This is a genomic window from Streptomyces cyaneus (genome assembly GCF_004028635.1).
In the GTDB taxonomy this organism is placed as follows: Bacteria; Actinomycetota; Actinomycetes; order Streptomycetales; family Streptomycetaceae; genus Streptomyces; species Streptomyces cyaneus.
In genome coordinates this window covers 371518-383126 of the sequence record NZ_ML138678.1, presented here as the reverse complement: position 1 = coordinate 383126, position 11609 = coordinate 371518, and the positions used below count along the sequence as shown (strand labels likewise).

At 71.0% G+C, this 11609-nt stretch carries 11 protein-coding genes; 7 read left to right on the top strand and 4 right to left on the bottom strand.

The features are described 5' to 3' along the window. Positions 1-4 precede the first annotated feature (4 nt). Together EHO50_RS01750 and EHO50_RS01745 are read left to right on the top strand one after the other, a co-directional pair. Entirely contained in the window at positions 5-1060 is a 1056-nt protein-coding gene (locus EHO50_RS01750) for an LLM class F420-dependent oxidoreductase (RefSeq protein ID WP_128427997.1), read from the top strand. 249 nt (positions 1061-1309) lie between these two features. Then, on the top strand, positions 1310-2098 hold the full coding sequence (locus tag EHO50_RS01745) for a ferritin-like domain-containing protein (protein WP_128427996.1): 789 nt from the start codon (positions 1310-1312) through the stop codon (positions 2096-2098). Between the two features lie 15 nt (positions 2099-2113). Here EHO50_RS01745 and corA read toward each other — a convergent pair whose 3' ends face one another. After that, positions 2114-3112 (bottom strand): magnesium/cobalt transporter CorA, encoded by a 999-nt coding sequence (gene corA / locus EHO50_RS01740; RefSeq protein WP_128427995.1) that lies wholly within the window; start codon positions 3110-3112, stop codon positions 2114-2116. 62 nt (positions 3113-3174) lie between these two features. On the opposite strand from corA, the gene EHO50_RS01735 reads away from it, so the two are divergent. The 4 genes from EHO50_RS01735 (at position 3175) to mshC (ending at position 6713) form a co-directional block, all read left to right on the top strand. Next, complete coding sequence (locus EHO50_RS01735) at positions 3175-3861, top strand: histidine phosphatase family protein (RefSeq protein ID WP_128427994.1); 687 nt, start codon at positions 3175-3177, stop codon at positions 3859-3861. A 119-nt stretch (positions 3862-3980) separates the two neighbouring features. Next, positions 3981-4571: a DUF3090 domain-containing protein gene (locus EHO50_RS01730; protein WP_128427993.1), complete on the top strand. Its 591-nt coding sequence runs from the start codon at positions 3981-3983 to the stop codon at positions 4569-4571. Next, complete coding sequence (locus tag EHO50_RS01725) at positions 4535-5353, top strand: SCO1664 family protein (RefSeq protein WP_128427992.1); 819 nt, start codon at positions 4535-4537, stop codon at positions 5351-5353. The genes EHO50_RS01730 and EHO50_RS01725 overlap by 37 nt, the downstream gene beginning before the upstream one ends. Before the next feature lie 130 nt (positions 5354-5483). Next, the gene (mshC, locus tag EHO50_RS01720; protein ID WP_128427991.1) at positions 5484-6713 is read left to right on the top strand and encodes a cysteine--1-D-myo-inosityl 2-amino-2-deoxy-alpha-D-glucopyranoside ligase; all 1230 of its coding nucleotides are present in this window, start codon (positions 5484-5486) and stop codon (positions 6711-6713) included. Positions 6714-6786: 73 nt separating this feature from the next. On the opposite strand, the gene EHO50_RS01715 is transcribed toward mshC, so the two are convergent. Together EHO50_RS01715 and EHO50_RS01710 are read right to left on the bottom strand one after the other, a co-directional pair. Further along, positions 6787-7359: a hypothetical protein gene (locus EHO50_RS01715; protein WP_128427990.1), complete on the bottom strand. Its 573-nt coding sequence runs from the start codon at positions 7357-7359 to the stop codon at positions 6787-6789. A gap of 35 nt (positions 7360-7394) precedes the next feature. Next, positions 7395-9128 (bottom strand): S8 family peptidase, encoded by a 1734-nt coding sequence (locus EHO50_RS01710; RefSeq protein ID WP_128427989.1) that lies wholly within the window; start codon positions 9126-9128, stop codon positions 7395-7397. A 313-nt stretch (positions 9129-9441) separates the two neighbouring features. On the opposite strand from EHO50_RS01710, the gene EHO50_RS01705 reads away from it, so the two are divergent. Beyond that, positions 9442-10416: an SMP-30/gluconolactonase/LRE family protein gene (locus tag EHO50_RS01705; RefSeq protein WP_128427988.1), complete on the top strand. Its 975-nt coding sequence runs from the start codon at positions 9442-9444 to the stop codon at positions 10414-10416. A 72-nt stretch (positions 10417-10488) separates the two neighbouring features. On the opposite strand, the gene EHO50_RS01700 is transcribed toward EHO50_RS01705, so the two are convergent. Further along, positions 10489-11472 (bottom strand): PAC2 family protein, encoded by a 984-nt coding sequence (locus tag EHO50_RS01700; protein WP_128427987.1) that lies wholly within the window; start codon positions 11470-11472, stop codon positions 10489-10491. Positions 11473-11609: the final 137 nt, after the last annotated feature.

Here is an 11609-nt window from a genome sequence, read left to right as displayed (position 1 = left end):
CGCCATGCAGCTCGGGATCAACCTCGGCTACTGGGGTGCCGGAATGGACGCGGACAATCTCGCCGTCGCCCAGGAGGCCGACCGGCTGGGATACGCCGTGTGCTGGGCCGCCGAGGCGTACGGCTCGGACGCGGCCACCGTGCTCTCCTGGGTCGCCGCCCAGACCGAGCGCATCGACGTCGGCTCCGCGATCTTCCAGATCCCGGCCCGCCAGCCGGCGATGACCGCCATGACCGCCGCGACCCTGGACTCGCTGTCCGGCGGCCGCTTCCGCCTCGGCCTCGGCGTCTCCGGGCCGCAGGTCTCCGAGGGCTGGTACGGCGTCAAGTTCGACAAGCCGCTGGCACGCACGCGTGAGTACGTCGAGATCGTCCGCAAGGCCATGACGCGCGAGCGCCTGTCGTACGAGGGGCAGCACTGGACGCTGCCGCTGCCCGGCGGCCCCGGCAAGCCGATCAAGCTGACCGTGCACCCGCAGCGCGAGCACATCCCGCTGTACATCGCCGCCATCGGCCCGAAGAACCTCGAGCAGACCGGCGAGATCGCCGACGGCGCCCTGGTGATCTTCCCCTCCGCCGAGCACCTGGAGGACACCACGATCAAGTACCTGCGCGCCGGGCGTGAGAAGGCCGGCAAGACCCTCGACGGGTTCGACGTCTGCCCGACCCTGCCGCTCGCCGTGGGCGACGACAAGGACGTGGCCACGCTGGCCGACACCTTCCGCCCCTACACCGCCCTGTACGTCGGCGGCATGGGCAGCCCCAAGCAGAACTTCTACAACCAGCTCGCCCAGCGCATGGGCTACGAGAAGGAAGCCGCCGAGATCCAGTCCAAGTACCTCTCCGGCGACAAGCAGGGCGCCGCGGCCGCCGTACCGCACGACCTGATCGACAAGACCACGCTGCTGGGTTCCGTCGACCGCATCGCGGACCGGATGGAGGCCTATGCCGCGGCCGGGGTCACCACCCTCTCCCTCGCTCCCGCGGGCTTCACGCTCGACGAGCGGATCGCCTCGCTCCGCGCCGGCACCGAGGCCCTGGAGCGCGCCGGCCTGGCCTGACGAGGGGGCACCCGAGAGGGATTTTCTGCGGCCGTGGTGGGGGCTCGGGGGTCTTCCCCGCCACGGCCGTCACGCAGAACAACGCGCGCGTGGCCGCACGGTTACGCCCCCGTCGCGGCCCGGCTGGTCATTCTTTTGGCTGAGTTGTCCGACACAGCTGTTGCAGTGCCTCTCTCACCGCATTTGACTCGTTCTTTGCGGAATCCTGCGGAGTCCGGCGTCCTGCGCCCTGCAGAGAGGTGTCCAACGATGCTTTCGGCCAAGAGTCTGTTCCAGGAGATCCTCGACAACGACGAGTCCTTCCGCCTGTTCTGCTCCATCGCGGCCAGCGGGGAGTCGCAGGGCGGCTGGGAGAACGCCCGCATCGCCGCGCTCGTCCCGGAGAGCGAGCGCCCTCTCGCACCCAAGATCACCCGGCACGGGGCGGACGAGGACAAGCACGGGCGGATCTTCAACGCCCTGATGAAGAAGCGCGGCCTGGAACCGGTGCCCGTCCCGCCCGAGACCGACTACACGATGCTCCTGGAGAACCACGGCATCGGTCTCGCCCACGACAAGCTCAAGAGCGACGAAGCGCTCACCGTCCAGGACATCGTCACCTACCTGTCGCACAGCAGGGTCACCGAGCAGCGCGCCTCGGAGCAGATGGAGTTGCTGCGCAAACACTTCGCCGACCACCCCGACCTCGGCCGCGCGGTCAGGATGATCTCCCACGACGAGGACAACCACCTCGCCTACTGCCACGAGGAGTTGCTGCGCTTCGCGGCCCAGGGACACGGCCGGGCCATCCAGCGGACGCTGCGCGAGTGCGCCCTCGCGGAGATCCGGATCTACCGGGACGTCAGCCTCGCGGTCATGGACCACATGGGGCGCATCCTCGGCTGGCCGAGGGCGAAGGCGACCGTGCTCGCGGCCGGCATCCACGCCGTGTACGCCTGGGAGCGGGTCGTGGGCTGGCGGCGGATGGTGTCCCTGAAGATGCCCGAGCGGCGCGACGCGCTCGGCGGACCCGCCACCTCGGCCCCCGAGTTCGCCTGAGCCCGAAGAACCCGCCTACAACCAGCCCCGGCGCTTGAACAGCCGGTACAGCATGACCTCCAGGGCGGCCATGCCGAGGATCAGCGCCGGATACGACCACAGCCAGCGCATCTCCGGCATGTGGTCGAAGTTCATGCCGTAGATGCCCGCGATCATCGTGGGGATCGCGGCCATGGCCGCCCATGCGGAGATCTTCCGCATGTCGTCGTTCTGCCGGACGCTCATCTGCGCCAGATGCGCCGACAGGACGTCGGAGACGAGCCGGTCCAGGCCCTCCACGGACTCGTTCACGCGCGTGAGGTGGTCGCTCACGTCGCGGAAGAAGGGCTGCGCCTTGTCGTGCACGAAGGGCACGCGCGCGCCCAACATGCCCGTGCCCGCGAGCCGGGACAGGGGCTGCGCCAGCGGGCCGGTGGCCCTCCTGAACTCCAGGATCTGCCGCTTGAAGGCGTAGATGCGGGACGCCGTGTGCCGGGAGCCGCCCCCGGTCGGCGAGAACACCTCCGCCTCCAGCTCCTCCAGGTCGGTGCCCAGCTCGCCCGCCACCTCCACATAGTGGTCGACCACGGCGTCGGCGATCGTGTACAGCACCGCCGTGGGACCGTGCCGGAGCATCTCCGGCTCGTGTTCGAGGCGCTGCCGTACGACCCCCAAAGGCGCCTCCTCGCCATGCCGGACGGTCACCACGAACGAGTCGCCGATGAAGACCATGACCTCGCCGGAGGAGACGATGTCGCTCTTCGCCTCGTACCCGACCGGCTTGAGGACCATGAACAGCGAGTCGTCGTACACCTCGAGCTTGGGCCGCTGGTGGGCGTTCAGGGCGTCCTCCACGGCCAGCGGGTGCAGCCCGAACTCCTCCGTGACCTTGTCGAACTCCTTCTCCGTGGGCTCGTACAAGCCGATCCAGACGAACGCGTCGTCCTGCAGGCGGCACAGATCCAGGGCGTCGGAGAAGTCGTCCGGCCCCTGCGTCCGGCGCCCGTCGCGATAGATGGCGCAGTCGACGATCACGGAGCGTATTCTCCCGCCGTCCGGCGGCAAACGCACCCCGTCGTACGCCTACGCTGGGCCGCATGCCCACGCTGATCCTGGTCCGGCACGGACGTTCCACCGCCAACACCGAGGGACTGCTCGCCGGGTGGACGCCCGGCGTCGCCCTGGACGAGCGCGGCGCCGCGCAGGCCGCCGCCCTGCCCGGCAGGCTCGCCGAGCTGCCGATCTCCGAGGTCGTCAGCAGCCCCCTGCAGCGCTGTCAGGAGACGATCGCGCCGCTGCTCGAGGCCCGCCCCGGCCTGCGCGCCCACACCGACGAGCGGATCGGGGAGTGCCACTACGGCGACTGGTCCGGCCGCAAACTCGCCGAGCTGGCGGACGAGCCGCTGATGGAGGTTGTCCAGGCGCACCCGTCGGCGGCCGCGTTCCCCGGCGGGGAGTCGATGCGGGCGATGCAGACCCGCGCCGCCGAGGCCGTACGCGAGTGGAACGCGCGCGTGGAGCGCGATCACGGTGGCGACGCCGTGTATCTGATGTGCTCGCACGGCGACATCATCAAGTCCCTCGTCGCGGACGCACTCGGTCTTCATCTCGACCTCTTCCAGAGGATTTCCGTTGAACCGTGTTCCATCACCGCGATCCGTTACACACGCCTGAGGCCGTTCCTCGTACGCCTCGGGGACACCGGTGATTTCGCGTCCCTCGCCCCCCGCGAGGAACCGCCGGCCGGCGACGCGACGGTCGGGGGCGGCGCGGGCGCACCGTGATCGTCCGGCGCAGTAGGGTGAAGCGGTCGAAGTAGCGCTCGTACTCACGATTTCGCAGTACTCACGATTCGCCGTACTCACGATTTTCGCCGTACTCACGATTCCAATGGAGACAGGACGTGTCCCGTCAGGTGTTCCTCTACGACCCCCCGGACCGCTTCGTGGCCGGTACGGTCGGGCTTCCCGGACGCCGTACGTTCTTCCTCCAGGCCACCGCAGGCTCCCGGGTGACCAGCGTGGCCCTGGAGAAGACCCAGGTCGCCGCCCTTGCCGAGCGCATGGACGAGCTGCTCGACGAGGTCGTACGGCGTAGTGGCGGCAGCGCCGCCGTCCCCGCCGTGGCGCCCGCCGAGATTTCCGACGCCGACCCGCTGGACACCCCCATCGAGGAGGAGTTCCGCGTCGGCACCATGGCGCTGGCCTGGGACGGCGAGGAGCAGCGCATGATCGTCGAGGCGCAGGCCCTCGTCGAGCTCGACGCCGACTCCGAGGAGGACCTCGCCGAGGCGGAGGAGCGGCTGCTGCAGGACGAGGAGAACGGGCCCCCGATGCTGCGGGTCCGGCTCACCGGCGCGCAGGCCAGGGCCTTCGCCAAGCGCGCCCTGGACGTCGTCAACGCCGGGCGGCCGCCGTGTCCGCTGTGCAGCCTCCCGCTCGACCCGGAAGGACATGTATGTCCGCGCCAGAACGGATACCGCCGCGGAGCGTGACGCCGGTGGACCTGCTCGTCGAGGGCGAGCTGACCGTGCGCGGACGCATCCGCGAGGCGTCCAACGCGGCGCTGTTCTGCACGGTCGCGTACGAGGGGCAGGAGGCGTCCTGCGTGTACAAGCCGGTCGCCGGTGAGCGGCCGCTGTGGGACTTCCCCGACGGGACGCTCGCGCAGCGCGAGGTCGCCGCGTACGAGATCTCCGAGGCGACGGGCTGGGGGCTGGTACCGCCCACCGTGCTGCGGGACGGGCCGTACGGCGAGGGCATGGTCCAGCTGTGGATCGAGGTGACGCCCGAGGCCGAGCTGCTCGCCCTGGTGGACGGCGAGGAGCCCGAGCCCGGCTGGAAGGCGGTCGGCCTCGCCCAGGTCGGCGAGGGCAGGACCGCCCTGCTGGTGCACGCCGACGACGAGCGGCTGCGGCGGATGGCCGTGCTGGACGCCGTGATCAACAACGCCGACCGCAAGGGCGGGCACCTGCTGCCCACGGAGGGCGGTCACCTCTACGGCATCGACCACGGCGTCACCTTCAACGTCGAGAACAAGCTGCGGACGCTGCTGTGGGGCTGGGCCGGGGAGCCGCTCACCGGGGAGGCGGTCGAGGTGCTCGGCGCCCTGAAGGAGGGGCTGAAGGAGGGCGGTGACCTGGCCGTGCGCCTGGCCGGGCTGATCACCGCCGCCGAGGTCGAGGCCACGCGCGCGCGTGTCGAGGCGCTTCTGACCTCCGGGAAGCATCCGGAACCGGGCGGGGAGTGGCCGGCCATCCCCTGGCCGCCCGTCTAGCAGCGGACTCCCGTCCCGCAGCGGGCACCCGTCCCGCAGCACAATGGCCGGTATCGCGCAAGAAGGCCTTACCGGCCATCCGGCCCGGTCCGGTTCGTATGCGGAACATCCGTCCGGTTAGGCTCATGACATGTATGCCTGGCCCGCTTCTGAGGTCCCCGCCCTGCCTGGTCAGGGCCGCGACCTGAGGATCCACGACACCGCGACCGGCGGTCTGGTCACCCTCGACCCCGGTCCCGTCGCCCGTATCTACGTCTGCGGCATCACCCCGTACGACGCGACCCACCTGGGTCACGCGGCGACCTACAACGCGTTCGACCTCGTGCAGCGCGTGTGGCTCGACACCAAGCGGCAGGTTCACTACGTCCAGAACGTCACCGACGTCGACGATCCGCTGCTGGAGCGGGCGGCGCGCGACAACATCGACTGGGTCGCCCTCGCCGAGAAGGAGACCGCCCTCTTCCGCGAGGACATGACCGCCCTGCGCATGCTGCCCCCGCAGCACTACATCGGCGCCGTGGAGGCCATACCCGGCATCGTGCCGCTCGTCGAGCGCCTGAGGGACGCCGGCGCCGCGTACGAGCTCGAGGGCGACATCTACTTCTCCGTCGAGTCCGACCCCGACTTCGGCAAGGTGTCGGGCCTCGACGCAGCCGCGATGCGACTGCTGTCCGCCGAGCGCGGCGGTGACCCGGAGCGTCCGGGCAAGAAGAACCCGCTCGACCCGATGCTGTGGATGGCCGCCCGCGAGGGCGAGCCCAGCTGGGACGGCGGCTCGCTCGGACGCGGCCGGCCCGGCTGGCACATCGAGTGCGTCGCCATCGCCCTCGACCACCTCGGCATGGGATTCGACGTCCAGGGCGGCGGCTCCGACCTCGCCTTCCCGCACCACGAGATGGGCGCCTCGCACGCCCAGGTGCTGACCGGCGAGTTCCCCATGGCCAAGGCGTACGTCCACGCCGGCATGGTCGCGCTGCACGGCGAGAAGATGTCCAAGTCCAAGGGGAACCTGGTCTTCGTGTCGCAGCTGCGGCGCGAGGGCGTCGACCCCGCCGCCATCCGTCTCGCCCTCCTCGCCCACCACTACCGGGCCGACTGGGAGTGGACCGACCAGGTGCTCCAGGACGCCCTCGCCCGCCTCGACCGTTGGCGTGCCGCCGTGTCCCGGCCCGACGGGCCGCCCGCCGAGGCGCTCGTCGAGGAGATCCGCGAGGCCCTCGCGAACGACCTGGACGCCCCGGCCGCGCTCGTGGCGGTCGACCGCTGGGGCACCGCACAGGAGGAGAGCGGCGGCACGGACATCGGCGCCCCCGGTGTCGTGTCGCGCGCCGTGGACGCGCTGCTGGGCGTGGCCCTGTAGGGATCCGAGACCGACAGAGGGGCGCTTCCTCCCGACGGGAGAAAGCGCCCCGATCCGTTCGTTCAGGTGCCCGTCAGAGTCGCTGGATCCGGACGCTGCGCAGCACGCTCGGCGACTGGGTGTCCCAGATGCCGATCACCTGGTGGCCGAACGCGAACGCCTGTTGGATCTGCTGGTGGATCTGCGGGTTCGGGTTGTTGAGGACCCGGAACTGGTTGTTGATGCGCAGGAAGATCTGATGCGGCTGCCCCTGGAGCGGGTGGACGATGTCGATGAAGCCGTTCGCCACACCGGAGGCCAGAGCCTGCGCCTGGACCTGCTGGGCGACCTGCTGCACCGCCGCCAGCGCGACCTGCTGCAACTGCTGCTGCATCTGCTGCTCGTTCTGCTGCGCCTGCTGGTCCTGCTGCTGGCCGCCGAACTGCTGCTGGCCCAGCTGCTGAAGCAGCTGCTGGAACGGCTGCTGCTGGCCCAGCTGCTGGAGCTGCTCCAGCGAGCCGCTCGTGCCCATGCCGTACGGCTGCTGCTGGTGCTGCTGGCCGTAACCCTGCTGCTGCCCGAACGGCTGCTGCTGGTACGGCGATGTGCTCGGGAACTGCTGGCCCTGCTGTTGTCCCATGTGACTCATCTGCGGGGTGGTGCTCATTCGGGTGTCACCTTCCCTTGATGTGATGGGCTGCGTCAGCCGGTGATGACCAGGCCGACGATCTCGTCGTCCGAGAACCACACTCGGACATCGGGCCGTCCCCCCGCGAAGGCGGTGTGGACCGCCTGGCGGATCTCCGGGGACGGATGATTGAGGTTGCGCCACTCGCCGGCCACGAACAGCCGGAGCCTGGGCGGAAGTTCACGGGGATACGGCAGCAGCTCGTCCCAGTACCGCTCGGCCTTGCCCGAGCCGACCGCCTGCGGCACCAGATGGGTCACCGCCGCCTTGATGTCGGGCCGGTTGCCGATCCGCTGGGAGACGGGCCGGCCCGGCGCGTCCTGCTGCGGGGAACCTGTCGCCCGCAGCACGGCACGCGCACGCTCGGGGGACATCGGCTGCTGGCCGGCTGCCTTGAGCATTCCCTGCAGCGCGGCCAGCGCGCCGACCACGACCGGGGAGGCGGACGACGTCCCCGAGAACGTGTCGGTGTACCAGGCGATCTCCTCGGGCCCGCCCTGCAGATCGCCGGGCTTGTCCCAGAAGCCGCCGGTGGTCGTGACCTCGCGCCCCCAGCCCTGGGCGTCCACGCGGGCGCCGTAGTTGGAGAACGCGAGCCGTGAGCGGTCCGGGCCGTGGTCGCGGCCGTGCGTGCCGGGCGGCGGGGCGCCCGCGCCGACCAGGACGGCGCCGGAGGACGGGTTGGACGGGTTGAACGGGTTGCGCCACGTCTCCGGGAAGCCGTCCGGGCGACGCTCGTAGACCGCGTCGTCGAGCGACTCGGCGCCGTTGCCCGCGGCCGCCACCACCAGGACGCCCTTGGCGGTGGCGTAGCGGACGGCGGCGAGGTCGTCCGGCCACCACTCGAGCGCGATGTAGCCGCGCTGGTCGTCACGGTCGGCGTACTCGAACCGGGGGCCGGGGCGATGCAGTTCGATCAGCACGATGTCGCCGGGGCCGAGCCGGTCCGCCGCCGCGTGGATGGCGGCCGCCGTGCCGATGCCCTGGAAGGACGCGGCCGCGGTCACCGTGTCCGGCACGATGCCGGTGATGCCGAACTCGCCCCGGTCACCGCCGATCACACCGATCACGGCGGTGCCGTGGTTGCGCCAGGCGAGGTCGGTCAGCGGGGTGCCGACGACGACGCCGGCCAGCTTGGCCGCCAGGTCCTCGTGGCCCAGTTGCCAGGAGCCCTCCACGTCGATCACGGTCACGCCCTGACCGGTGCCGCCGGGCCGCTGCCAGGCCCAGTGCGCGTCGACGCCCTCCGGTGCGGGCCGCAGATAGCCCTGCCGGCCGCTGTAGTCGGGCGTGACCGGCGCGCCCTCCTTCAGGCGCCCGCTGTCCTCCCCGAGCTGCCCGACCCGCCCGAGGGAGGCCGGCACCGCGCCCGGTTTCACATACGCCGAGTCGATCCCCGGCAGCGCGGCGATGCGCGCCCGCAGCTCCTCGGCGCGGCTCTCCCCGCCGCGCACCCGGTAGAACAGCGCGAGGTCGGGCACGTCCTCGGCGCCGGGGGCCTGCTGAAGTCGCTCCTCGCTGCCGAACAGCGGCTCCAGCGCGAGCTGTTCGTCACTGAGGAACATGTTGAGGGCCGACATGTCGGCGCCCGCCACCGATCGGACGCCCTCGGCCTGGGCGCGCAGCCTGGCCTCCGGGCGGGCGACGACGATCAGTTCCTGCTCGGCTCCTCGATAGGTGAATCCCGCTCCGTCGGGCCCCGGCCCGGACGCTCCCGGGCCCTGCGCCGGCTGTGCCTGGTCGGTCATCGTCTGCCGCTCCCTTCGGTTCCTGCGGGGGGTACCAAGTGCGGGTGGTGCGGCGCGCCTTCGCAGCTCAACCAAGCACTCCCGACCCGGTACGTCCAGACTTATTTCGCCAAGTCAGTTTTAAGTAAGTTGAATTGGGCAACCTGTGCAATCCGGCCTGAAAGAGATGTCACGCCACATACGGGCCAGATGTGTCCAGTCGCTGTCGAGAGGCTGTCTACGGCTGCGGAGGCGGTCGGCGTGTGATGGGGTGGACGAGTCAGTTGACCGTTGGACCAGCTGTTGGCCGGTCCCGTCCGCGGAAGGACGCACAGTGGCCTCCGAACACCGCTCCTTCGCACCTCGTCCCACCCGCCGCAGACTCCTCACGGCCGGCGCCGCCACCGCCGGGGCCGTACTCGTCGGGTCCGCCGGCACCGCCGCGGCAGCGGCCGGAAAGACCCGGCCCGCCGTGATCCACCTCCCGAACGGCTTCCGCCCGGAGGGCATCACCACCGGCGGCGGACCGTACGCCTACCTCGGCTCGCTCGGCGACGGCTCGATCTACCGCGCCGACCTGCGCACCGGCGAGGGCGGCATCATCTCCACCGGCCCGGGCACGCCCTCGGTCGGCCTCAAACTCGACGACCGCGGACGCCTGTTCGTCGCCGGACGCGGCCAGGGCGCCCGCGTCGTGGACGCCCGCACCGGCGCGATCCTCGCCTCGTACGTCCTCACCACGGCGACCCCGACCTTCGCCAACGACGTGTTCCTGACCCCGCGCACGGCCTGGTTCACCGACTCCTTCCAGCCCGCCCTGTACGCCCTGCCGCTCGGCCGGCACGGCGAACTGCCGGACGCGGACGACGTCGTGACGATCACCCTGAGCGGCGACTGGAGCCAGGTCCCCGGCGAGGTCGTCAACGCCAACGGCATCACCCGCACCCCCGACGGCAAGGCGCTTCTGGTGGTGCAGTCCGGGATCGGCGGCCTGCACCGCGTGAACCCGCGGACCGGCGTCACCGAGCTCGTCGACCTCGGCGACGCGGCCCCGCTCACCAACGGCGACGGCCTGCTGCTGATCGGCCGGACCCTGTACGTCGTACAGAACCGGCAGAACGCCATCGACGTGTTCGAGCTGGCCGCCGACGGCCGCAGCGGCGTCTTCCAACGCCGCATCACCGACCCGCTCTTCGACGTGCCGACCACGGTGGCCGCGTACAGGGGCCGCCTCTACCTGCCCAACGCGCGCTTCACCACGACACCGACACCGGAGACGACGTACGACGTGATCTCCGTGCCGGCCTGACGAGCCCCGTCCCCGCGGGACGGACGAGGGCGGTGCGTCCGGCGCACCGCCCTCGTCCTCACTCCTGCGACGTCACTCCTCCGACGACTCGTCGTCGTCCGTGCCGCTCGGCTTCGGCGGCTTGGGCGGCTTCGCACGGCCGCTCGGGTTGTCCCTCAGGAAGGGGCCGGCCTCCCCGCCGTCCGCCGTGGCGTGCCCGCCGGCCGACGGGCCACCGCCGTCCCGTCTGCGCAGATACCGCTCGAACTCGCGGGCGATCGCCTCGCCCGACGCCTCCGGCAGCTCCGCGGTGTCCCGGGCCTCCTCCAACGACTGCACGTACTCGGCGACCTCGCTGTCCTCGGCGGCCAACTGGTCCACGCCGACCTGCCAGGCGCGCGCATCCTCGGGCAGTTCGCCCAGCGGGATGCGTACGTCGATCAGGTCCTCCAGGCGGTTGAGGAGGGCCAGCGTCGCCTTCGGGTTGGGCGGCTGCGAGACGTAGTGCGGTACGGCGGCCCACAGCGACACCGCCGGGACGCCGGCGTGCGTGCAGGCCTCCTGGAGGACGCCGACGATGCCCGTCGGGCCCTCGTACTTGGTCTCCTCCAGATCCATCCGGCGGGCCAGGTCCGAGTCGGACGTGGTGCCGCTGATCGGGACCGGACGCGTGTGCGGGGTGTCGCCGAGCAGAGCGCCCAGGATGACCACCAGCTCCACGCCCAGCTCGTGCGCGAAGCCGAGCAGTTCGTTGCAGAACGAGCGCCACCGCATGGACGGTTCGATACCTCGGACGAGTACGAGATCACGTGGCTTCTCGCCGCCGACGCGGACCACCGACAACCTTGTCGTCGGCCAAGTGATCTTCCTCACCCCGGCGTCCATCCACACCGTGGGGCGGTTGACCTGGAAGTCGTAGTAGTCCTCGGCGTCCAGCGCCGCGAACACCTCGCCCTTCCACTCCCTGTCCAGATGCGCGACCGCGGTGGAGGCGGCGTCGCCGGCATCGTTCCAGCCCTCGAACGCGGCCACCATGACCGGGTCGATCAGCTCGGGAACCCCCTCGAGCTCGATCACCCAGTGCCTCCTTCCGACGTGCCCTCGCTTGACCACCCAACCTTACGGCGTGCGGCGGGGGCGCCCGCAGCCCCCTTGCACGGGGGAGTGAACGGATCACTGCCCCGTTCGCCACCCCGGAACACCCGCTAGAGATC

Excerpts from the sequence above, each read along its gene's own strand:
- EHO50_RS01750 (WP_128427997.1), top strand. The coding sequence starts at position 5 with ATGCAGCTCGGGATCAACCTCGGCTACTGGGGTGCCGGAATGGACGCG.
- EHO50_RS01745 (WP_128427996.1), top strand. The coding sequence starts at position 1,310 with ATGCTTTCGGCCAAGAGTCTGTTCCAGGAGATCCTCGACAACGACGAG.
- EHO50_RS01735 (WP_128427994.1), top strand. The coding sequence starts at position 3,175 with ATGCCCACGCTGATCCTGGTCCGGCACGGACGTTCCACCGCCAACACC.
- EHO50_RS01725 (WP_128427992.1), top strand. The coding sequence starts at position 4,535 with ATGTCCGCGCCAGAACGGATACCGCCGCGGAGCGTGACGCCGGTGGAC.
- mshC (WP_128427991.1), top strand. The coding sequence starts at position 5,484 with ATGTATGCCTGGCCCGCTTCTGAGGTCCCCGCCCTGCCTGGTCAGGGC.
- EHO50_RS01715 (WP_128427990.1), bottom strand. The coding sequence starts at position 7,359 with ATGAGCACCACCCCGCAGATGAGTCACATGGGACAACAGCAGGGCCAG.
- EHO50_RS01710 (WP_128427989.1), bottom strand. The coding sequence starts at position 9,128 with ATGACCGACCAGGCACAGCCGGCGCAGGGCCCGGGAGCGTCCGGGCCG.